Source organism: Enterococcus hermanniensis (assembly GCF_001885945.1).
GTDB lineage: Bacteria > Bacillota > Bacilli > Lactobacillales > Enterococcaceae > Enterococcus_A > Enterococcus_A hermanniensis.
Genome location: NZ_JXKQ01000011.1, coordinates 1 through 22,093, shown reverse-complemented (window position 1 = coordinate 22,093; position 22,093 = coordinate 1). Strand labels below are relative to the sequence as shown.

The 22,093-nt window shown below is 37.5% G+C and carries 22 protein-coding genes and 1 other annotated feature; of the genes, 2 read left to right on the top strand and 20 right to left on the bottom strand.

From position 1 onward, the window contains the following. Window positions 1-2: 2 nt before the first annotated feature. The 8 genes from RV04_RS10830 to RV04_RS10795 all read right to left on the bottom strand — a co-directional run bounded on the left by RV04_RS10830 (window position 3) and on the right by RV04_RS10795 (window position 7,887). A complete protein-coding gene (locus RV04_RS10830) occupies window positions 3-1,379 on the bottom strand; it encodes a V-type ATP synthase subunit B (protein ID WP_071858484.1) in 1,377 nt (458 codons plus the stop codon). Further along, on the bottom strand, window positions 1,372-3,153 hold the full coding sequence (locus tag RV04_RS10825) for a V-type ATP synthase subunit A (protein WP_071858483.1): 1,782 nt from the start codon (window positions 3,151-3,153) through the stop codon (window positions 1,372-1,374). Before RV04_RS10825 ends, RV04_RS10830 begins: the two co-directional genes overlap by 8 nt. Before the next feature lie 13 nt (window positions 3,154-3,166). Then, window positions 3,167-3,478, bottom strand: coding sequence for a V-type ATP synthase subunit F (locus RV04_RS10820; protein ID WP_071858482.1), 312 nt, complete (start codon window positions 3,476-3,478; stop codon window positions 3,167-3,169). Further along, the gene (locus tag RV04_RS10815; RefSeq protein WP_071858528.1) at window positions 3,468-4,454 is read right to left on the bottom strand and encodes a V-type ATPase subunit; all 987 of its coding nucleotides are present in this window, start codon (window positions 4,452-4,454) and stop codon (window positions 3,468-3,470) included. Before RV04_RS10815 ends, RV04_RS10820 begins: the two co-directional genes overlap by 11 nt. Before the next feature lie 20 nt (window positions 4,455-4,474). Then, entirely contained in the window at window positions 4,475-5,056 is a 582-nt protein-coding gene (locus RV04_RS10810) for a hypothetical protein (protein WP_071858481.1), read from the bottom strand. Window positions 5,057-5,126: 70 nt separating this feature from the next. Beyond that, entirely contained in the window at window positions 5,127-5,597 is a 471-nt protein-coding gene (locus tag RV04_RS10805) for a V-type ATP synthase subunit K (RefSeq protein WP_071858480.1), read from the bottom strand. 18 nt (window positions 5,598-5,615) lie between these two features. Then, window positions 5,616-7,577, bottom strand: coding sequence for a V-type ATP synthase subunit I (locus RV04_RS10800; protein ID WP_071858479.1), 1,962 nt, complete (start codon window positions 7,575-7,577; stop codon window positions 5,616-5,618). Further along, on the bottom strand, window positions 7,564-7,887 hold the full coding sequence (locus tag RV04_RS10795; RefSeq protein ID WP_071858478.1) for a hypothetical protein: 324 nt from the start codon (window positions 7,885-7,887) through the stop codon (window positions 7,564-7,566). Before RV04_RS10795 ends, RV04_RS10800 begins: the two co-directional genes overlap by 14 nt. A 47-nt stretch (window positions 7,888-7,934) precedes the next feature. Then, window positions 7,935-7,982 (bottom strand) — a sequence feature (sodium ion sensor (DUF1646 type); this cis-regulatory element may regulate processes involved in with the transportation of sodium ions). A gap of 353 nt (window positions 7,983-8,335) precedes the next feature. Between RV04_RS10795 and RV04_RS10790 the strand changes: the two genes are divergently transcribed. Beyond that, entirely contained in the window at window positions 8,336-9,061 is a 726-nt protein-coding gene (locus tag RV04_RS10790) for a gamma-glutamyl-gamma-aminobutyrate hydrolase family protein (RefSeq protein WP_071858477.1), read from the top strand. 191 nt (window positions 9,062-9,252) lie between these two features. On the opposite strand, the gene RV04_RS13685 is transcribed toward RV04_RS10790, so the two are convergent. From RV04_RS13685 to zapA, 11 genes are all read right to left on the bottom strand, one after another. Beyond that, window positions 9,253-9,594: an alanine:cation symporter family protein gene (locus RV04_RS13685; protein WP_084405619.1), complete on the bottom strand. Its 342-nt coding sequence runs from the start codon at window positions 9,592-9,594 to the stop codon at window positions 9,253-9,255. Window positions 9,595-9,806: 212 nt separating this feature from the next. Then, window positions 9,807-10,622: an aldo/keto reductase gene (locus RV04_RS10780; protein WP_071858475.1), complete on the bottom strand. Its 816-nt coding sequence runs from the start codon at window positions 10,620-10,622 to the stop codon at window positions 9,807-9,809. Between the two features lie 75 nt (window positions 10,623-10,697). Next, on the bottom strand, window positions 10,698-11,957 hold the full coding sequence (locus RV04_RS10775; protein ID WP_071858474.1) for an ABC transporter permease: 1,260 nt from the start codon (window positions 11,955-11,957) through the stop codon (window positions 10,698-10,700). Beyond that, entirely contained in the window at window positions 11,950-12,849 is a 900-nt protein-coding gene (locus RV04_RS10770) for an ABC transporter ATP-binding protein (RefSeq protein WP_071858473.1), read from the bottom strand. The genes RV04_RS10775 and RV04_RS10770 overlap by 8 nt, the downstream gene beginning before the upstream one ends. 57 nt (window positions 12,850-12,906) lie before the next feature. After that, complete coding sequence (locus tag RV04_RS10765) at window positions 12,907-13,371, bottom strand: DUF2178 domain-containing protein (protein WP_071858472.1); 465 nt, start codon at window positions 13,369-13,371, stop codon at window positions 12,907-12,909. Then, window positions 13,371-13,574: a helix-turn-helix transcriptional regulator gene (locus RV04_RS10760; RefSeq protein ID WP_071858471.1), complete on the bottom strand. Its 204-nt coding sequence runs from the start codon at window positions 13,572-13,574 to the stop codon at window positions 13,371-13,373. Before RV04_RS10760 ends, RV04_RS10765 begins: the two co-directional genes overlap by 1 nt. A gap of 89 nt (window positions 13,575-13,663) precedes the next feature. After that, the gene (gene uvrC, locus RV04_RS10755) at window positions 13,664-15,439 is read right to left on the bottom strand and encodes an excinuclease ABC subunit UvrC (protein WP_071858527.1); all 1,776 of its coding nucleotides are present in this window, start codon (window positions 15,437-15,439) and stop codon (window positions 13,664-13,666) included. A 129-nt stretch (window positions 15,440-15,568) separates the two neighbouring features. Continuing rightward, window positions 15,569-15,883, bottom strand: a complete 315-nt coding sequence (gene trxA, locus RV04_RS10750) for a thioredoxin (RefSeq protein ID WP_071858470.1) — start codon at window positions 15,881-15,883, stop codon at window positions 15,569-15,571. Window positions 15,884-15,997: 114 nt separating this feature from the next. Continuing rightward, on the bottom strand, window positions 15,998-18,358 hold the full coding sequence (locus tag RV04_RS10745) for an endonuclease MutS2 (RefSeq protein ID WP_071858469.1): 2,361 nt from the start codon (window positions 18,356-18,358) through the stop codon (window positions 15,998-16,000). A 60-nt stretch (window positions 18,359-18,418) separates the two neighbouring features. Then, entirely contained in the window at window positions 18,419-18,967 is a 549-nt protein-coding gene (locus RV04_RS10740; protein ID WP_071858468.1) for a CvpA family protein, read from the bottom strand. Between the two features lie 12 nt (window positions 18,968-18,979). Then, on the bottom strand, window positions 18,980-19,414 hold the full coding sequence (zapA, locus tag RV04_RS10735; RefSeq protein ID WP_071858467.1) for a cell division protein ZapA: 435 nt from the start codon (window positions 19,412-19,414) through the stop codon (window positions 18,980-18,982). Window positions 19,415-19,549: 135 nt separating this feature from the next. Here zapA and rnhC point away from each other — a divergent pair, with 135 nt between their 5' ends. Beyond that, on the top strand, window positions 19,550-20,458 hold the full coding sequence (gene rnhC, locus RV04_RS10730; RefSeq protein WP_071858466.1) for a ribonuclease HIII: 909 nt from the start codon (window positions 19,550-19,552) through the stop codon (window positions 20,456-20,458). A 58-nt stretch (window positions 20,459-20,516) separates the two neighbouring features. On the opposite strand, the gene RV04_RS10725 is transcribed toward rnhC, so the two are convergent. Next, the gene (locus RV04_RS10725) at window positions 20,517-21,974 is read right to left on the bottom strand and encodes an amidase (RefSeq protein ID WP_071858465.1); all 1,458 of its coding nucleotides are present in this window, start codon (window positions 21,972-21,974) and stop codon (window positions 20,517-20,519) included. Between the last annotated feature and the right edge of the window lie 119 nt (window positions 21,975-22,093).

The following is a 22,093-nucleotide window of genomic DNA, read 5'->3' as shown; positions in this document are numbered from 1 at the left end:
GTTTAAATACCTTCTGTCAAATGCTCATCCAACATTTCGTCTTTGATTCGTTTCAATTCTGTGCGTGGCAACATCATCAATAACTTCCATCCAAGATCTAATGTTTCATCTATCGAGCGATTTTCATAGAATCCTTGATTGACATATTCTTCTTCAAAGCGTTCAGCAAATTTAGCATAGATTTTATCCGTATCAGACAGAGCAGATTCTCCTAATACTATCGCTAACTCTTTTGCTTGTTTTCCTTGAGCATAAGCCGCAAATAATTGATTCATCGTCGGTGCGTGATCTTTCCGTGTTTTGCCTTCACCGGTACCTTTATCTTTTAAGCGAGAAAGAGATGGTAACACGTCGATCGGCGGCTGAATCCCATTTTTATCCAATTCGCGAGATAAAATAATTTGACCTTCCGTAATATAACCCGTTAAATCAGGAATGGGATGTGTTTTATCATCTTCGGGCATCGTCAAAATCGGAATCTGTGTAACTGAACCTTTTAGTCCCCGAATCCGTCCGGCTCGTTCATACAAAGTTGCTAAATTAGTGTATAGGTAGCCCGGATAGCCCCGACGACCGGGAACTTCTCGACGTGCCGCTGAAATTTCTCGCAAGGCTTCACAATAATTTGTCATATCCGTCATAATAACTAAGACATGCATTCCTTTTTCGTACGCCAAATATTCAGCAGTTGTCAAGGCCATTCTGGGAGTGGCGATTCGTTCGATTGCCGGGTCATTCGCTAAATTCATAAAGACTACCGAACGATCGATGGCCCCAGTTTGACGAAAATCCTCCATAAAGAATTCCGCTTCTTCAAAAGTAATTCCGATGCCGGCAAATACCACCGCAAAATCATCTTCTTGATTCAATACAGTGGCTTGCCGAGCAATTTGAGCTGCTAACTCTTTATGTGGCAGTCCAAAACCAGAAAAGACAGGTAACTTCTGACCACGGACCAAGGTATTCAAATGATCGATTGCAGAAATGCCTGTTTGAATAAATTCATCCGGATAATCTCGTGAAACCGGATTGATAACTTCTCCATTAATATCGAGCTTTTTTTCAGCTAGAATTTCTGGCCCACCATCTTTTGGACGACCCAAACCATCAAATACCCGACCGACCATATCTTCAGAAACAGCTAGTTCCAAAGGATGACCTAGGAAACGGGCTGTCGATTCTTTCAAATTGATCCCACTGGTTCCTTCAAAAATTTGAACTAAGGCTTTATCTTCGTGAATTTCTAATACTTGCCCACGGCGTAATTCCCCGTTACTCAAACGAATCTCAAGTAATTCTTCGTATTTAATTCCCTCAACTCGATCAATTGCCATCAAAGGTCCGACTACTTCATTGATTGTTTTATATTCTTTAATCATTGGTCATTCCTCCTTCAGCAACAATTGCTCGAATCTCAGTCACAATATCCAAATTGATTTGATCTAATTTTTCTAATTCCGATTCCGGAACATATTTACTCCGAGCGATTCGATCACGTAAACTAACAGTACCTTCTATCAACTCTTTTAGATACGATCCTAACTCTAATGCTTGCTGGCATTCTCGATTGAACGTTAAGATATTAGTAATCATTTTGAATTGCTTTTCGCGAGAAGTAAACGTATCAACATCATCGAATGCATTTTGCTGTAAATAATCTTCTCGTAAAGATTTAGCGACTTCCAAAGTTAATCGATCTTTTTCTGATAAAGAATCGATTCCGACTAGACGGACAATTTCATTCAACTCGGATTCTTTTTGCAATATTTTCATGCCTTCACTAACCATTTTTGACCAGTTTGTTTGCAACTCATTATCCAAATATTTACCAATCTCAGAAGAATACAACGAATAGCTTTGTAACCAATCAATGGATGGAAAATGGCGTTGTTGCGCTAATGTAGCACTTAGTCCCCAAAATACTTTTACAACACGCAACGTATTTTGAGTCACTGGTTCAGAAGTATCTCCGCCTGATGGTGACACGGCACTGATAGCTGTAATGGATCCTTCCCGCCTATCGCGTCCTAAAGCAACTACTCGACCGGAACGCTCATAATATTCAGCTAAGCGACTACCTAAATAAGCTGGGTATCCTTCATCACCTGGCATTTCTTCCAAACGTCCACTCATTTCTCGTAAAGCTTCTGCCCAACGTGAAGTAGAATCTGCCATGATTGCGATATTATATCCCATGTCCCGAAAATATTCGGCAATCGTGATTCCCGTATAAATCGAGGCCTCTCGAGCTGCCACCGGCATATTAGAAGTATTGGCAATCAAGATTGTTCGCTCCATCAAAGACTCTCCCGTCTTTGGATCGATCAATTCAGGAAATTCATTCAATACATCAGTCATTTCATTTCCACGTTCTCCACATCCTACATAAACAACTAAATCCACATCCGCCCATTTCGCAATCTGATGTTGAACAACAGTTTTTCCAGCACCAAATGGGCCCGGAACAGCTGCTGCTCCACCTTTTACAACTGGAAAAAAAGTATCGATGACCCGTTGACCAGTAATCATAGGGGCTTCCGGATTTAATTTTTCAGCTACTGGACGTCCTCTTCGAACTGGCCATTTTTGAAGCATCGAAAATCCTTGTACCCCAGAATCAGTTTCAATGACATACACAATTTCATCGATTGTAAATTCTCCAGAAGTAACTTTTTTCAGTGTTCCTTTGATACCATTTGGCACCATGATTTTATGTGTAATAATCGTAGTTTCTTGGACCGTTCCCACAACATCGCCTGCTGATATAGAACTCCCCACTGCGATGATCGCTTCAAACCACCATTTTTTTTTATGGTCTAAAGCCGGGATCTGAACTCCTCGACTCAAAAAATTACTGTTTGTTTGTTCTTTAAACATATCTAACGGTCGTTGAATCCCATCAAACATTTGAGAAATGATTCCTGGTGCTAATTCAACCGAAAGAGCTTGACCAGTTGTTTTAACAGGTTCTCCTGGACCAATTCCAGCCGTTTCCTCATACACCTGAATTGACGCAACATCGCCACGCATTTCGATGATCTCGCCGATAACGCCCAGATCTCCTACATAACAAATATCTTGAATAGCTGCATGATCCATTTTTTCTGCCAATACTAAGGGACCAGAAACTTTTATTATTCTACCTTCTTGCAAGTCATTAACTCCTTTATAAAATATTCTGTCCGACTGCTCGTTCAACTTGTTTTTGAATCATTGATTTACCAATTCCCAAAGTTCCTTGGTGATTAGGAATAAGGATGATTGCAGGAATCATTTTCTCCTCATAACGCTTGATCGTGTCTGGAATAAGTTGAGCAAACTCTTCTGTAATATAAATAATTCCGTATTCTTTCTGAGCCATCTCTTCAATTTTTTGACGGATCAATTTTTTATCTTTCAGTGTAAATAGATCAAAAGCAAAAAGCTTGAAAGGCAAGACAGAGTCCTTATCACCAATTGCACCAATCCTATGTGCCATAGATCACACGCATCCTCTCTCTAATCTGTTTTGTTGATAGACCAACTTGTTTTCCCGTAATAATCAATCGTAAATTCTTCATTTCGATTGCTTTCGCATTTAACAAGGCTAATACAGGTAACGGACCAAATGCTTGGGTTTGAGCAGCTTCATAAAATTTGGTCAAATAATCATCACATACTCGTTCTAACTGTGTTAAATCTAAACTAGTTTCTTGAACAATCGTCACAATCATTTCACCATAGTCAGTTGAACGTAAATAGTCTGTTAGTTGTTCTAAACTAGTTTCTATATAAGACAATAATTCTACTTTGGGAATACTACCTTGACTAGATAAAACAGTCGACATAAAATTACGGGTTCTTTTTTGTTTGATTCCTCGTGCTGTCATTAAAATATTGGTAAAATCAATAAAACTGATGACTTCTGCTAACAATTCAGGTTCTCCGATTTGCTCTGCTAGTTCTCGTTGACAAGATAGATAATTACGATCCAAAATAATATCGATTCCTTGTAAACTATTGGACTCTTCAAAATGCTCCCGCACTTCCTGAATACTTTCAAGTAAACACTCAGGTAATCCAGTCGCCCGACCATTCCGAATCGCCGTTTTTATTTTTTCTAACGAGTAAAAGCCATCGAAAAGATAAAGTTCATCAAAATTTTGCTTTAATAATTCTGCTTTGATTAGGGCCTTAAGATTATGAAAAGTCGAACGCATGGTATAGATCCAAATTACATTTGGATCCGGAACCAATGGAACTAGCTCCGTAAATAAATCTGACTCTGCTTGTTCAAATATTTTTTCAAAATTATCAGGAAAATCTACTGTTAGATAGATTCCATAGCTTGTTCCACTAAGGATCCCTTCTACTGTTTTTAAATCAGCCGCTTCTAACATCTGTGACATTTGCTCAGATGTTAGTAATTCCATTTCTTTCAAACGTATTAACGGATTTAATTCATGGTACGTCATTTGCTTCATTCTATCCCCTCCTATTCAAAAAGCCTTTGAGCGAATTGGAAACTTTCTCTTAATTGAAGCTCTCTTATCAAACTTTGATAAAGGAAGTTATATTGTACACCTGCTTTGTCTAGCAAAAATCCCGCTTGACCTGAAATTTTAGCTCCCCTTACTAATCGGTAGGGAAGTACTTCATTTTGTTGGTCTAACCACTGTTCATTAAAAATACTTGTCGATTTTTCACCCACACTAAAAACCCATTCACCAGATAATTTCAGTCCCGATAAGGCGTTGTGCGCAAATTCATGTTGGTTTATCCTTGGAATTTTTTCCATTTCCAGGATTGTTTCATTAAAAATTCGTTCTAGAATTGCCTGTTTATGGTTAAGAATCACTTGTTTTTGCGAGACGTTAAGACGATTGCTGTTTTGCTTATAGCTATTTTTTAATTCCACTATTCTCTTTTCTAAGCGTTTTTGATGATCTTCTTCTATTTCCTGTAATTCTGCTTGATAAGTTTGGTCGATCCGAGTAATTTCTGCTTGTTTTAATTGCTGACGTTCTAACTCACCTTGTTGATTCAATTGCTCAACTATCTTCTCAATTGCTTCCATCAAAAAACTCCTTTTACCTCTTCGTTTTTCAAACTAAAAATAAAGTTGATCTTCAGTCGAAATTATTTGTTTAAACTTGTCCGACTAATAAGAATGAAATAACGAAACCTAAAATGGCATAAGTTTCAACCATCGCTGCATAGATAATCCCTTTTGTTGAATGTTCAGGTTTTTTCGCCAAAATTTGAATCCCTGCTGCAGCAACTCGCCCTTGAGCGATCCCTGAGAATAGTCCTGTAAAAGCGATCGGCAAGGCTGCTCCTAAATAACCTAAACCTTGAACAACAGAAAGATCATTTGATAAATTTGTAAAAATCAAGAAAGCAATAACGAACCCATAAAGTCCTTGAGTACCGGGTAATAACTGTAATATCAATGCTTGGCCAAATTTTTCTGGTTGACTAGTTGTCAGAGCTGCAGCAGCTTCACCAGTCATACCGACTCCCTTAGACGAACCAATTCCAGAAAAAATGGTTGCTGTTGCCATTCCTAAAATTGCAAAAATAATCCCACCACTGTTGTTAATCAAATACTCCGTCATTGTTTAAAATTCCTCCAATTATTTTTCTTGTTTGATATTTACATATTTTTCTTCCGTTTTTAATGGACGGAAAGCCCGACCGCCGCCTTCATAAAATTTACCGAAAAATTCCACGTACTGTAAGCGTGCACCATGAACGTAAGCTGACAATAAAGATAAAAAGATATTCAATCCATGTAGTAACACCATTAGTAAAATCCCCACACTAAATCGAGCAACTGGCGGCATATAGCTCACTAACATATTAAAAGCAGCAGCTATACTACCACCAGAAATTCCAAGCGCCATCAAACGAGTATAGCTAACCAAATCTCCAATGTACCCTGTGATTCCGTAAAGTTTATAGGCACCAGAAGCAAGTCCTTGAATCTTTGATTTTGCTTGAATCATCGGCGTAATCATGATCATCAATGCGCTGAATCCGGCGAGGATACCACCAAGCATAAAGAGGGAATGACTGTTCATAAACATTTTTCCTAGACCGCCAATAATGGCGCCGACCATGATTCCTTGCCACGCAAAGCCGTCTGAGATAGCTCCAAGATAATTTTTAGCTTTGATGTTTTCTCGAGCAGCTAAGCCTAACCCCATAAAAATTTGAATAACGCCAAAAATGATTGATAGGATCAAAATACTGATTACGTCATCGCTAGTAGAAAGGAGGGGCTGATAACTAAGTGAAAAACCAAAAAAAGAGTTATAAATCAAGCCCCATAAAATCGTTGGTACAGCTAAGATTTGGAAAAAGTGCATAAATCGTTCCGTTCCCCGTGGCAGTACCGCGCGTAATGCGATAGTAGTCGCAACTAACATCAATGCCCCGTAACCTGCATCAGCTACCATCATACCGAAAAACACAAAATAGAAAGGCATGAACCAAGGTGTTGGATCGACCTCGTGATATTTTGGCAAACTATACATTTCCGTCAACAACTCGAACGGACGGACAAATCGATTATTTTTTAACTTCGTTGGAACTTCTTCACTGATTTCAGTTTTTGTTGGTGCTTCAAATTCCAGATAGAAGTTCTCTTGACCCACTAATTCTCCTATAAAAATTTTTAAGGCTTCGAACGTTTCTGTTTCTACCCAACCTTGCAAAAGAAAGACGCGCTCATTTTTAATAAAACGATGATAAATTAGCCAACGATTTTTTTTAGCTAACAAAACTTCTTCTGCTAACTCTAATTTTTCAATCATGATTTTTTTCTGCCCAATCAACCGAACCAAAAGCTTCTGTTCATCAATTAATTCAAATAATGCTTTTTGGATTTCTGTCAATTTTTCTTTAGGTAATATAGGCAAGTCATAATGAAATCGATCGATGCTAAATTGCTGAATTAACTCCTGAACGGGTTCTTTTTTTTCTCGCAGATACAGCATTACAAAATGAACTCTTTGATCATCGCTATAAATCGCTTCATAATAAATTTGTTGCGTTTTAACTTGGCACTCGAATTGGCTCCATACTTCAGAATCGCTGCTACCTAAAAAAATCTCGATTGAACGGAGTGAATAGTTCTTTGGTACAAAATCTAAGGATTGCCATTTTTGTAAGAGATTCTCTTCTTCTTGTAAGGCTAGTCTTTTTGCTTCAATCCTAAAAAAATCTTTTTCTAAATTCTGAATGTTTGTTAGCTCAGCTAAAAAATTCGTCTCATCAAATGTTCCTTCCAACACTTGTAGTGTCGCTTGTCGACGTTTTAAATGGAGCCCTTTTTCCTTACTACTGCCATGATGTTCGATAAAGCGAATGGCCTCATCTATCTGCTTCAACTGATCTTCAATTTTTGCCAATTCAGTCTGACTAGTTAAAGGTTTTAGCTCATTAAAATAATCCGCTACCCATTCATTACTGACTGTTTGTTGAAAGAGATCTCGAATTTCCACCCCTTGAAATCCTTGGATTGCTGAAAGTATTTCTTCGCTATACCCTTGTTGGGCAATCAACGTCAGTTTACTCATTTTACTGACTGCCATATTCTATGATCACCCTTTCGATTATCATTTGAATCATCTGTGCTTGTTTTACTGAATAATTTTCCTCCATCTGGTTAATTTCTATATCGGCTGTCTCAGCAAATTTTTGTTTTTTTACTTCCAAAGATTGCGCTAAACTGTGTGTTTGAGTATTAACCATGCTAGAAAATTCTTCTTTCAATTGATTTTTTCTTACCTGTAACTCTTGTTTTTTATCTGTTTCATATGCGGCTAATTCTCTCTGCAAAGATTCTTTCTTTAATTCATTTTGTTCTTCTGCTATTTTTATTTTTTCCAAAGCTTCTAACACATAAACCCTCCCTTTTTGATACAAAAAGAGCGCAAGCTCTTAGACCGTTCTTCTCACCCCTTGAAGAACATGATCCTTGAAGCTTGCGCCCAACCATTGTAATTTATAAAAATCTCTTTTTCAGTGTAACAAATACGCTAACTAAAAAAAAGACCTAAAATTCAAAAGTGGTTAGATCTGAAAAGTGGATCTTTCGTTCTACATAAACAAATTTTGGTTTTATCTTATTTAAAAGTATAATTTTTTGACATCACACTAAACCTTCAAACAATTAAAATTCTTTCCTTCGATCATAAATTTTTCAGCTAGATAGGTTCTTGGTTTTAACGCGTAGCGCAATTCTTGCTATACTTTGGCAACTATGATAAGAAAGAAGTATGAAAGATTTTTAGTATTCATATTTAAGCCTAACAACGTAACGATTAAATCAAATAAAGAGGTGGCCTTTTTGACAAAAGCAATTATTGGTATCGCAGCAAGTCAGCATTATCAAAAGAATCAAGATTTTTTTGATCAACAGTTTACTTACAGCCCTCAAGGATTTATCGATGGAATCCATCAAGCTGGAGGGGTTCCGGTTCTATTACCCATCAGTGATCCAGAACTAGCTAGCACGTATATAGCAACTATCGATAAGTTATTATTAGCCGGTGGACAAGATGTCTCCCCGATTTTGTATGGTGAAGAACCTGATCCGAAATTGGGCGCAACAAGTATGGAACGTGATACTTTTGAAATGGCTTTGATCAAAGAAGCCATCAAACAAAACAAACCCATTTTTACAATTTGCCGTGGTACCCAGTTACTAAACGTGACTTTAGGTGGCACCCTATATCAAGATTTATCAGACTATGAAAATTGGACAGTCAAACACGATATGTTTCCGACTGTTCCCGATTTTGGCTTACACTCTGTTACAGTTAAGGGGGATTCAACCCTAGCTGGAATTTTAGGAGAAAAAAATCAGGTCAACTCTTATCATCACCAAGCATTGAAAGATTTGGCAGAAAGTCTAGTACCGATTGCTTGGTCAGCGGATGGAATCATCGAAGCGGTTGAAAGTCGCGATCGTAGCCACAAAATTCTCGGTGTCCAATGGCACCCCGAATTGACGCATAAGAACGATCCGAAAGAACAACGCCTATTTGATTATTTTGTACAAGACTTTGAATAGTATTAAATCAGTAAAAACTGTCATGAGCTTCTTCATGTCAGTTTTTTATTCTTTATCCAGAGTCGAAAGATCTTGTTTTTAACTGAGACCAGCTTCTTTTGAAAAAGTTCCTCAAGCAATTCCTTTTTATATATTACGATCAATACAATCACAACGAGTCCAGTGACTAGTATTCCAGTGATGATCAATGCCTAGGAATACTTATTGTTAGGCAAAGAAATCGCATACATTTCATTTGGATCGGAAATTTTTCTACTGCTAAAAGGATTCCGTTGATTTGAGCGAAAACCCCAATCCAAAATAAGCCAACGAAAGCGTTCTCCCAAACCATTTTCGCTGTAATAAAATGGTCCGCCTAATGCGTTCCCATGCTCATCAAACTTCGATATTTTACGGCTAATAAGCCTTCCGCATATTTTATAGCCCTCCCTTAAAAAGCCAGCGATCTCTAACCAAAATAATGTTCCCTGACCACTCACTACTATTGCTGTAGCTACGCCAACGATGTTTCCAGTTCCAATCCCTAAATCAATGGCGCACCCTAAACGAAAGAATGGATTTTTACCAACAAACTATTCAGTGGACTTTCTCCTTTTTCAAAAATATTAGCATAATTTTGTCACTACTCGCTTTTTTATAAACAACTAAAAAATCAAAAACATTCATTTTGTTAAAGATAAAAAATAAATAAAAAAGTACTTGTAGTGAATCAATCAGGGATTCACTACAAGTACTTTTAAATTTGCTAAAAATTAAAATTGTCTGGATCGCCTCCAAGGCGTTCATTGATATTCAATCCATCGATTTGTTTCATTTCTTCGGAGCTTAATTCAAAATCAAATACATCAAAATTTTCTTTGATCCGTTCTTCGTGGACGGATTTTGGAATAACAATGATGTCACTTTGTAAATGCCAACGAATGATTACTTGAGCAGCTGATTTGTTATGCTTTTGCCCAATTTCAACTAAAGTAGAATTCTCTAAAATCTTACCTTGGCCCAGTGGCGACCACGCTTCTACAGCAATTCCTTCTTGCGCTAGATATTCACGTAACGGTTCTTGCGTGAAGGTTGGATGCAATTCGATTTGATCGACCATGGGTTTGATTTTAGCCGTCGTCATTAATTTTTCGATATGATGTTGGTGGAAATTAGAGACACCTATAGCTTTAGCACGGCCACTTTCATAGATTTCTTCCATTGCACGCCAAGAATCATTGAATTTTCCTTCCACTGGCCAATGAATCAAGTAAAGATCCACATAATCCAAACCTAAGCGTTCTAAACTGGCATCAAAAGCTTTCAATGCTGATTCATATCCTTGATCCGCATTCCAAAGTTTGGTTGTGACAAATAGGTCTTCACGTTTGATACCTGATTGACGAATCCCTTCACCAACACCTTTTTCATTTTTGTATACTGCAGCGGTATCAATCAAATGATAACCATTTTCGATTGCCCATTTAACTGAATTTGTCGCATCATTTTCTTCTACTCGCCAAACACCTAAACCTAGTCGAGGCATTTCGATTCCATTTGCTAATTTTTTCGTTGTATCCATCAAAGTTCCTCCTCTTGCAGTTTGTGTTACAACTTCTATTGTGAGAGACATTCCTTCGTTGGTCAAATGATTTGTTTAGCCCTTTTTACGATCATTCCTCATGATAGAAATCGACTGCTTCAATGCACTGAACGTACCACCTTCGCTATAAACTAAAACATTTGATTTATAAAGCTGAGCAGAAAAAATAGTCAATAACACTGTAAAGACGATCAACACAACTAATGAGATCAATGCGCTAGAAGTTCCTGCAGTATTAGACGCTAGTCGTAACGGCATACTGTAAGAAGATAAAAATGGAATATAGGACGTGACTTTAATAATAATATTGGTTGGATCAGAAGCACCTAATATTAACCCTAACATATATCCGATCATTGAAAGATACATAACTGGCTGAATAGCTTTAGCTGTATCTTCCGGCTTACTAACTAACGAACCACAAAGCGCAGACAAGACCGCGTATAAAAAGATCCCAATCAACATAAAGGCCATAATAATAACTACATTGCTCCCTAATAAACTTTTGATTGACACGTTGTTCATGAACTCTTTGACCATCGGAAAATCTTTGAATTGCCGATAACCTATGACTAATGCCAGACCGTAAATTAGTAATTGGGTCAGTGCTACTAGTAAGACGGCTACTAATTTCCCATAATAATGGGTCTTAGCTTTCATACTGGACAGTAAAACTTCCATGATTCGGGTCCCTTTTTCTGAAGCAATCTCTTGAGCGATAATCGAAGAATAACTCATGATGAATACAAACATAATGATCGTTGTTAAAAAACTAAGAACAAATTGGATACTTGAATCTCCGCCGTCACTTTGCATCTTTCCATGTTCAAAAGTGACTTTATTCGATTCAAAAGTGGCCGGCTCCATGACTTTTTGAACTTGTGCGGTTGTTAGATTTAATTGACTCGCTCGCATAGATGCTTGCAAATTGTTTAGTATCTGCTGCAATTGCGTTTCGGTTGAAGTTCCTAAAGCAGCTTTACTATAAAGCTTTCCCGTAACTTTTTCTTGTCCCAGCTTTAACGTTAGATAAGCATCTACTTTTTTATCTTCTAATTGACTTTGGGCTACCTTCTCGCTCGAAATGACTGTAAAGGAATAATCTTTGTTTTTTGTTTTTACCAATTCTTCGGCTACGGATGATTGATTACTAACAATTCCGATGTTATTGATATCATTTGCATCGCCAAAGAAATGCTGCGATAGATAAAAAATACCCATGACTAAGAAAGGTGCTAAAATCATGATTAAAAAAGCAGCTGACTTGACATTTTTTTTGTAGACATCTTTAACAATAATTCCCATCTTATCCATGTGTGCCACCTACTTTCCATTTAAAAATTTCTTCGAGAGTCGGCGGCTGTTGATTGAACATCGGGATATAGCCATCTTTGGTTGCTTGTTCAAAAATTTCTTTGCCTGCAGATGGATCATTCAACGTGAGATCAAAACTGCCATCTTTTTTTTCCACTACTTTTTCAACCCCAGTAAAAGCTTCCAATTCTGATTTACTCAAAGAAGCATCCAAATATAATTTACTACGACCAAAGGATTCTCTGATAGCATGGACTTTTCCATTTAAGACAGTCTCACCATTACGTAGCATAATCAAGTGGTCACAAATTTTTTCAACATTGTCCATATTATGACTAGAGAAAATGACACAAGAACCTTTCTCTTTTAGTTCAATAATCCCATTTTTCAATAGTTCTGCATTGACTGGATCCAATCCACTAAAGGGTTCATCCAAAATCACTAATTTAGGCTCATGAATTAGTGTTGAGATCAATTGAACTTTCTGCTGATTCCCTTTTGAAAGAGATTTTACTTTGTCTGTTTTCTTCCCTTTGACTTGAAATTTATCCATCCATTCATCAATCTTTGGTTCAATTTCTTGTTTCTTTTTTCCTCTAAGTGAAGCAAAAAAGAGTAATTGATTCTCGATCGTCACTTTTGGATAAAGACCGCGTTCTTCGGGTAGATAACCAATCGTATTATAATCTTTACCTGACAGTGGATGTCCATTCCACAAAACACTGCCGGCATCCTTTGATAAAAAATCCAAAATCAGACGAAAAGTCGTTGTTTTCCCCGCACCATTTTGACCAATCAACCCTAATATTTTCCCATCTTCGATCGTAAAGTTCATATCATCTAATGCTTTATACGAACCAAAACTTTTACTTAAATGCTCTACCTGTAACATCCACTCACTCCTTTGATTGTTTATGACCTAAAAATTCCCCACTATACCAATAATACATTAAAGCCTTTTCTTAAAATAAAGATAACATAGTAAGTAGCTAATAAAAAATAGAGCTATCAATAAACTGGCCATTTGCATGATAGCTTCAGATAAAAAACTACCTATAACGCTCGTTAACACCAGTGTGATCATCATGAAATAACTTGTGAATTGCAATGATTTTTTCATGATTTCTACATTGCGTTCATCCGAATTTTTTATTCGCTCTCTTTTTATCAATTTAGGATCTTTGATCAACTTTCGATTACGAATCACGTAAATAAACAGGACTGCCGCAATGGCTAATAAAAAACCGCTTAAATAATCTGATGCGCGCTGATTGATTTTTAATTCATAATAACTTGTTCCTAAAAATAGTATTGCCAAACAAGCGACTAAAATAAGTGCTGCTATTAAATAATAATGATTTCGTCGTTTTAAACTTTTTAAATATTTCTGATCTTGTTTTGATAACTCTTGCATTAGTCATCCTCCCCTTCAAAAATAAAAATATCTTCAATTTTTAAATCAAATAATCGCGCAATCTTATACGCTAAAATCAAGGAAGCATTGTAGCGCCCATTTTCTAATGAAATAATCGTTTGACGAGTCACTTCTAATTTTTCTGCAAGTTCACTTTGAGTGAGTCTACGTTCTTTGCGTAATTTTTGAATTCTATTTTGCAATGGATCACTCCCTTATGTATAGTTAACTTTACATTTTAAGATAAAAAAAGTATAGCATCCTTTACTTTTATTGTAAAGGAAACTATACATTATTTCTGTTGCAACTGATTGTGCGTACTTTCAGCTACTGATTTTGGCAGTCCAACTTTTTGTAATTCTTCGATCGAAGCTTCTTGAATATTTTTTAGTGACTTGAATTCTTTCAACAACATTTTTTTACGTTTTGGTCCTAGCCCATCAATATTATCTAGTTTTGATGCAAAACTATTTTTGCTTCTTAGCTGCCGATGGAAAGTGATCGCAAAGCGATGGACTTCATCTTGGATTCGCTGTAGTAAAAAGAATTCTTGAGAATTACGTTCTAATGGTACGACACTTAGTTCTGGGCCATACAGTAATTCACTCGTTTTATGCTTATCATTTTTAGCTAACCCAGCAATTGGAATATCAATCCCTAGTTGATTGGCTAACACATCTTTTGCCACATCGACTTGGCCTTTCCCACCATCGATCACGATCAAATCAGGAAATGGTAATCCTTCTTTTAAGACTCTGGAGTACCGTCGATAAATGACTTCCCGCATCGACGCATAATCATCCGGACCCTTGACGGTTTTAATCTTATATTTTCGGTATTCTTTTTTTGCGGGTTTGCCATCGATGAATACGACCATTGCAGATACGGGATCTGTTCCCATGATATTGGAATTATCAAAAGCTTCGATACGAATCGGCGCTGGAATATTCATGGCATCACCCAATTTTTCAACCGCTCCGATCGTCCGTGCCTCACTGCGACCAATCAAATCAAATTTTTCATTTAACGCTACTTGAGCATTTTTGCCAGCAAGCTTCACTAATTTTCGCTTGTCGCCGCGCTGCGGTTGAATCACCTTTGTTTCTAACAAGGCTTCAACACTGGGTTTATCAATATTATCTGGTATCAACACTTCTCTAGGAATAAAGTGTTCATTTTCTTGATAGAATTGCCCAATATAAGTTAGAAAATCTTCTTCTGCATCATTATAAAATGGAAACATCGAGACATCCCGCTCGATTAATTTACCTTGGCGAACAAAGAAGACTTGAACACACATCCAACCTTTATCAGTTGCATATCCGAAAATATCACGGTCCACTAGATCGGTATTGGTCATTTTTTGTTTCGTCATAACCGTTTCGATGGCGCGGATTTGATCACGATATTCAGCCGCCTTTTCAAATTCCATGTCAGCTGCTGCTTGATTCATTTTTTCTTTAAGCTGATCTTGGATCTCTGTATGCCCACCATTTAAAAAAGATTTGATTTCTTCCACCATATCTTTATAGACTTGCGGATCGACATCAAACGCATAAGGACATAAACACTGACCTAAATGATAATACAAACAAGGCGTCTTTTGCGAAGGTTTGCATTTTCTCAACAGAAATAGCCGATCCAATAATTTCTTTGTTTCATTGGCTGCATTGACATCTGGATAGGGACCAAAATACAACGCTTTATCCTTCAATACTTTTCGTGTGATCATCAAACGTGGATACTTTTCATTCGTGATTTTTAAAAAAGGATAGGTCTTATCATCCTTTAACATAATATTATATTTAGGATCATTTTTTTTGATCAAATTTATTTCCAGTAATAACGCTTCGATATTTGATTCAGTGACAATGTATTCAAAATCCACGATTTCACTGACTAAACGCTCAGTCTTCGTATTGTGACTGCCTGTAAAGTAAGAACGAACTCGATTTTTTAAAATTTTGGCCTTCCCAACATAAATGATCGTTCCATTTTTATCCTTCATCAAATAACAGCCTGGCTGATCTGGCAGCAACGCTAACTTATTTTTAATCCGTTCGTTCATACCTTGCTTCCCTTCTGCTAAAAAGAGCGTTGAACGCATTCATTCGCTCTTTTTTATCTCTTTCAATTGCCTTAAAGTGATCAATCAACAAAAGATGGGTGTGACATCCGTCACACCCATCCGCCATTCTTACATGTGAGCTTGGATTAGCTCTTTTAATTGATCTTTTGTATGAACACCAATTACTTTGTCAACAACTTGTCCATCTTTCTTTAAAACAAGTGTTGGAATGCTCATGATACCAAATGAAGCAGGTGTTTCGGGATTTTCATCAACGTCCATTTTAACGACGCGGAATTCATCTTCATCGTATTCTTCAGATAATTGTTCTAAAATTGGTGCTTGCATGCGACAAGGGCCACACCAAGTTGCCCAAAAGTCAATCAATACAAGTCCGTTATCCGTTTCTTCGCTAAAAGTTTTATCAGTAACTACTTGTGACATGTGTATTCCTCCTATATTCACTTCAAAGGCTTGCTCCGAAGTCATCTAATTCTTACTAAAAGTAGTATAGCACGCTCTTTGTCTCAGCGCTACTCTTCTGCTTACACTTGTAAACTATTTGAAAGTCACGACTGTAGCACCGCTTCCGCCTTGATTTGCTGGTGCAAATTCAAAATTTTTCACATTGCGATTATTTTTTAGATACTCAGTAATACCACTTCTTAAAGCCCCTGTACCTTTGCCGTGGATGATTCGAACTTGCGCAAAGTTCGCCAATAAGGCCGCATCAATATATTGATCCACTTCTGCTAAGGCTTCTTCATAACGTTTGCCCCGCAGATCCAATTCTGGTTTTACTCGTGCGCTTGCACCTCTTTGAACACCCGTGACAACTCGTTGTTTTGGCTCTTCGATTGGTTTTGTTAACGTCATATCTTCTTCCGCAACCGTCATTTTTAAAATACCTAATTGAACTTGCCAGTCACTATCGCCGACTTTTTTGATCAATGTTCCACGTTGTCCATACGTTTCGACAATTACTTCATCATTTGGTTTGAATATTTTTTTAGCTTTTGCTTTTTGTAACACTTTGTTTTTCTTTAATTGTTCATCTTGTTTTAAATCCGCAAGTTGTGATTTCGCATCAATCAATTGATGTTCTTTGACTTGGCCTTGCCCATCTAATTGCATTTGGCGAATTTCTTTGATGATTTTCTCAGCATTTTCTTGCGCATCACTCACAAGCGTATTGGCTTCTTTACGTGCTTTTTCCATTTCTTTTTCACGCTCATCAAAGAAATAAGTATAAGCATTTTTCAAATCTCGATATAATTTTTCCGACTCATCAACATAATGACGAATTTCTAAATATTCCGTCTCGGTCGCTTTTCTTTGATTTTCTAAGTCAGAAATCATTTCATTCAGGTCTTGACTCTCTTCATCAATAATTTGTTTGGCACTTTCAATGATTAGCGAATCTAATCCCAAACGACGAGAGATCTCAAACGCATTGCTTCGACCAGGAACACCAATCAATAACCGATAGGTCGGGCTTAAGGTATCTACATCGAATTCCATACTAGCATTAATTGTATTTGAACGATTATAGCCATAGATTTTTAATTCAGGATAATGCGTTGTTGCCATAACATAAGCTGATTTAGCCCCGACTGCATCAAGGATCGCGATCGCTAAAGCTGCCCCTTCTTGCGGATCTGTTCCAGCACCAAGTTCATCAAAGAGCACTAAACTATGTTCATCGATTTTAGCTAAGATTGATACGATATTAGTCATATGTGAAGAAAATGTCGATAAACTTTGTTCGATTGATTGTTCATCACCGATATCCGCAAAGACTTCGTCAAAAATCCCCATTTCACTTTCTTCAGCCACTGGCAATGGAAAACCTGTTTGACCCATTAATTGTAAAAGCCCCAATGTTTTTAATGAAATCGTCTTACCCCCAGTATTAGGACCGGTGATAACGACCGCTTGAAACTCTTCTCCGATCATCAAATCATTCGCCACTGCTTTTTCTTGATCTAATAGTGGATGACGCGCTTGTTTGAAATACACATGATTTTCGGCATTGATTGTCGGAACCACTGCTTTTAGAGCTTTCGCAAAACGTGCTTTCGCATTCATCAAATCAAAACGACCTAACACATACGCATTATGCAAAATATCTTTTCGCGGTGCTACCAATTCGGCGGATAATTCTGCTAAGATTCGCTCGATTTCAGTTCGTTCAGCGATTTGTTGTTGACGTAGACGGTTGTTCAATTCAACGATTTGCTTGGGTTCCATAAATAAGGTTTGTCCTGAAGAACTTTGATCATGGACCACACCACCAAAGACTCCGCGATATTCTTGCTTAACTGGAATTACATAGCGATCATTACGCATGGTAATCAAACTATCGCTTAAATATTTTGCATTTTTTCCACGAATCAATCCATCTAATTGTTCCCGAATCGTTTGTTCACTACGACGAATTTGGCTTCGAATAGTCCGTAGTTCCACTGAAGCTTCATCTCGTACTCGGCCATCTTCTTCAATCGAACGACGGAGTTTTCCACTTAACTCAGGTAACGTTGTTAATTGCTCTTCCCAAAAATATAAACGTTGAAATTCTAATTCGCTATCTTTCAAATCTTCAATAAAACGAACCAATTCACTCGTGGTAGAAAGAACCCGTGAGACTTCCGCTAACTCTAAGCCGTTTAGGTTTGCCCCAATTTCGATTCGCTTCATGTGCGGTTTAATATTATTTAATTTAGGAATCGGTAAGCCGCCACGCAACCGTTGAACTTTGATCCCATCTTCGGTCTCTTCAAGCCAAGCTTGGACCGTTGCCTGATCCTTAGAAGGGACAAGTTGACGGATTTCTTCTTCGCCTTGTTCAGTTGTCAAATACTGTTGAATCATTTTCTTTACTTGTTCAAATTCCAATGTTTTTAGAATACGTTCATTCATTTTTTCACCTTCTATAAATAAATAAACCGAAACCTGTCAAACAGCGTCTCGGTTTTTGCTCTATCCAATAATTTTCGTTACCCATAAATTGTCAAACACTGGGCTCAAAATCAACGAATGCTCAATGATCATCCGAGCTAGCCAACTACCTTCTAGTTGATTTTGAATCAAGACCATCGGTACAAAACTAACCAATTTCAAAATCAAGAAAATCGCTACATAGCAGACGAATAGTTGAATCACACCTGCAACAATGCCGTCATATTGCGGTAGGATTGTTGCAAACAATAAATTTTTGAAAAAAATCGCAATAAAATGAGTGATCAACCAGCCAACTGCCAAAATCAAAACAAAAGCAACCCCAGCATAAAAGGCTTGATCCAAATTAAAAGCTTTTTCAACTGAATAGTAAATCATTTTTGATTCGCTGGTCACAGATGGATACGGAACAAACAAATCTAAGCCAGCTCCCAAACGTTGGTAAAATACCCACGCAACAATAAATGAAAGGACATACCCAACGGTAAATACCAATTGATAGGCCAGACCTCTACGGTATCCTAAATAAAAGGACAGCAATAATGCAAATAAAATTATCAATGTTAACATAGTTTCCCTCACTTATTTGTTTGCCGCTCTTTTTTGGATCTCACGTTTGCGGTTTTCGTTGACAATCTGTTGGGCTTCGACATGATTACGAATCGGTACATCCGCTTTTCCATTTTTACGCATAATTTCTTTTGCTTCTGCTTCAATCGCTTCAATTTTTTTAATACGATTTTCTAACTCTAAATTATGTGCAGCCTGCCCATCCAATGTCGTTTGTTGTTTCTCTAACTTCATTAATGCTTCTTGCTTCTTCAACTGGTCTGAAACAGCATTAATGGCTAATAATATCGCGGCTTTTTCTTCTGTGATTTCTGGCGATAGGGACATGATCTCATTTAACTGTTCATTGATCAAGGCAGTAACCATATCCATGTGTTGCTTGGATTCTTGTCCAATGATAGTATAAGTTTGACCGGCAACGATGGCCTTATAACGATTTTGCGCCATATTGATCAACCTTTCTAAAACATTTTTTACAAAATACGATGCGACTAAAAATACTAATATATTATATGCTAAAACCTAACGTATGTACAACTTTGATTAGCCAAAAGTAAATAACTTAAAGAAAAGAGAGAAACGATGAGTTCAGCTGTCTTAAAATTATCCAAAACTGAAATTCAAAAATTAAAAGCCTATTATACCGATTATCTGTCTAGTAAAAAAGTTCCATACAGTGAATTTTCTGCTAAAAAAAATGGAACAAATATCACTGCTTATACCTCAGGAAAAGTCTTGTTTCAAGGTAACAATGCGGAACAAGAAGCGGCTCGTTGGGGCAATCCAGCTGCTTCAAGTTCAAAGCAAGCCCCTACCAGTAGTTTGCCTAAAAATTTTGCTTCACTAGCTGTTTTAGGCAGCGATGAAGTCGGAAATGGCAGCTATTTTGGCCCGCTATGTGTATGTGCGGCTTTTGCTGATAAAGATCATTTAGCTACACTGAAACAATTAGGGATCAAAGATTCAAAAATGTTGACCGACCCGCAGATTCGACAAATGGCTGTAGCACTCAAAGACTTAATCCCTTATCGCTTACTCATTGTTAATCCTGAAAAATACAATGAGATCCAACCAAAATACAACGCCGTTCGAATGAAAGTTGCTTTACATAATCAAGCGATTCGCTTGTTATTAGCCGATATTGCTCCAACAAAACCCGAAGCAATCTTGATTGATCAATTTACTTCAGAAGCGAATTACATGAAATATGTCAAACAAGAAGCCAAAGCTGTAAATGAAAAAATTTATTTTATCACTAAAGGTGAGCAATATCATCTGTCAGTTGCTGCGGCTTCTATTATTTCTCGTGCCAGCTTCTTGGAAGAATTGGACCAAGCCTCTTTAGAATTAGGAGTAAAAGTCCCTTCTGGTGCAGGAAAACCTTCAGATGAATTAGCGGCCCAGCTTCTTCGTAAAGGCGGTATCGATTTATTGGCAAAATATGCAAAACTTCATTTTGCTAATACTGAAAAAGCCAAAAAACTAGTCTAATCTAGTTTTAAATAATAAAGATCGACAAGTCGTTTGTCGATCTTTTTTCTTTTTATGATTATCGATAATATTCCGGTAATTGAAACCCATATCCCTGTTCAAATAGCTGTCCAACTTGAAACAATAAATCTTCTCGACCTCTAGCAGCCATGAATTGGATTCCTAACGGCAAACCTTTTTTAGTAACATACGTAGGTAGAGAAATCGCTGGTTGCCCAGTTAAATTAGCTAACTGCGTATAAGGTGTGATCTGTAAACTTTTATCAAACATTCGATCGATTAGACTGGCTAATTCCTTTTCCGATAAATTAGTCGCTACTTCCAAACCATCACGAATCTCATCACTTTGCAAATCTTCTTTTATTTTTGGTGCCGTCGTTGCTGCTGTAGGCGTCAATAATAAATCATATTCTCGGAAAAGTTTTTCCATTTTTATTGTCACCGTATCCCAAAAATTCAAAGCGTCAATATAATGACTTGCTGGAATTTTTTTACCATACTGATAAATTCCCCACGTCATCAATTCCATATCATGTTTTTCGGCTGGTCGTGTAAGTCCTTTTTCAATTCCAGTAAACATTGCAGCGGTTTCAGCCCCGTTCATTAGATAATAACTATGGATTAACTGTTTGCCATCAAACGGATAAGAAATCAATTGAATCTCGTGACCTTGATTGACTAAAAAATCAGCCGCTTTTTCTACAGCATTGGCTGCTTCAGGAGAAACGCTTGAACCAATTGGCGATTCAATCAACATAGCTATTTTCAATTTACTTTGCTGAGCGGCTTTCCTATGTTGCCACTCATTAGGGGTAGATTGATACGGGGCACTGGAATCAATTCCACGCATCCCATAAAAAAGTTTCTCCGTATCACGCATTGAAACAGTCAACGCAAAATCGATTGCCGCCCCTTGCCATCCGCGCATTCCATTAGGACCGACAGGCATGGTTCCACGACTCGGTTTCAATCCAATCAAGCCGCAGAAGGAGGCTGGGATCCGAATCGATCCGCCGCCATCACTCGCACCTGCAATCGGAACAATTCCTGCCGCAACAGCACTCGCAGCACCACCACTTGAACCACCAGAAAAATAATCTAAATTCCATGGATTTCTAGCAGGCCCATAAATTTTTGCATCAGTGATATTCTTAAAACCAAATTCTGGCGCATTGGTTTGAGCAAAAGGAATCAAGCCATTTTTAATTAGCTGTTTCGTATAATCGCTCGTTTGATTCGCATGGTTTTCTAAAAAAAGCCGTGACCCTGAGGTACTCAACCAACCCTTTTTTTCTTGTCCCAACATTTTTAATGGAATCGGTAATCCAGCAAAGGGTTTTGTTAATAGTTCTTTTTGTTCTTGATATTCAACGAGTGCATCCCGTTCCATCGTAGAAACGAAGGCATTTAATACTGGATTTTGTTTCTGGGCCTTTTCTTCGATAGAAGACAGCAATTCGGGGAAACTAATTTCTCTATTCCTTAATTTTTCAGCCCAATATGTTCCATCTCTCAACCTCCACACCTCACTTTTTTATTTGTCTTATTATCACAAATTTTGCTAAAGAATCCTAGCAAAATAACTCCCAAAAAAAGAAGCTGGATAAACAGTTGGAACTGACACTATAATTAGAT

What these genes read in the sequence shown, in the direction of transcription:
- rnhC (WP_071858466.1), top strand. Translation starts at nt 19,550, where the DNA reads ATGAGTTCAGCTGTCTTAAAATTATCCAAAACTGAAATTCAAAAATTA.
- RV04_RS10815 (WP_071858528.1), bottom strand. Translation starts at nt 4,454, where the DNA reads ATGACGTACCATGAATTAAATCCGTTAATACGTTTGAAAGAAATGGAA.
- RV04_RS10740 (WP_071858468.1), bottom strand. Translation starts at nt 18,967, where the DNA reads ATGTTAACATTGATAATTTTATTTGCATTATTGCTGTCCTTTTATTTA.
- RV04_RS10805 (WP_071858480.1), bottom strand. Translation starts at nt 5,597, where the DNA reads ATGACGGAGTATTTGATTAACAACAGTGGTGGGATTATTTTTGCAATT.
- RV04_RS10800 (WP_071858479.1), bottom strand. Translation starts at nt 7,577, where the DNA reads ATGGCAGTCAGTAAAATGAGTAAACTGACGTTGATTGCCCAACAAGGG.
- RV04_RS10765 (WP_071858472.1), bottom strand. Translation starts at nt 13,371, where the DNA reads ATGCAAGAGTTATCAAAACAAGATCAGAAATATTTAAAAAGTTTAAAA.
- RV04_RS10770 (WP_071858473.1), bottom strand. Translation starts at nt 12,849, where the DNA reads ATGTTACAGGTAGAGCATTTAAGTAAAAGTTTTGGTTCGTATAAAGCA.
- RV04_RS10810 (WP_071858481.1), bottom strand. Translation starts at nt 5,056, where the DNA reads ATGGAAGCAATTGAGAAGATAGTTGAGCAATTGAATCAACAAGGTGAG.
- trxA (WP_071858470.1), bottom strand. Translation starts at nt 15,883, where the DNA reads ATGTCACAAGTAGTTACTGATAAAACTTTTAGCGAAGAAACGGATAAC.
- RV04_RS10830 (WP_071858484.1), bottom strand. Translation starts at nt 1,379, where the DNA reads ATGATTAAAGAATATAAAACAATCAATGAAGTAGTCGGACCTTTGATG.
- RV04_RS10820 (WP_071858482.1), bottom strand. Translation starts at nt 3,478, where the DNA reads ATGGCACATAGGATTGGTGCAATTGGTGATAAGGACTCTGTCTTGCCT.
- zapA (WP_071858467.1), bottom strand. Translation starts at nt 19,414, where the DNA reads ATGGCGCAAAATCGTTATAAGGCCATCGTTGCCGGTCAAACTTATACT.
- uvrC (WP_071858527.1), bottom strand. Translation starts at nt 15,439, where the DNA reads ATGAACGAACGGATTAAAAATAAGTTAGCGTTGCTGCCAGATCAGCCA.
- RV04_RS10780 (WP_071858475.1), bottom strand. Translation starts at nt 10,622, where the DNA reads ATGGATACAACGAAAAAATTAGCAAATGGAATCGAAATGCCTCGACTA.
- RV04_RS10745 (WP_071858469.1), bottom strand. Translation starts at nt 18,358, where the DNA reads ATGAATGAACGTATTCTAAAAACATTGGAATTTGAACAAGTAAAGAAA.
- RV04_RS10775 (WP_071858474.1), bottom strand. Translation starts at nt 11,957, where the DNA reads ATGGATAAGATGGGAATTATTGTTAAAGATGTCTACAAAAAAAATGTC.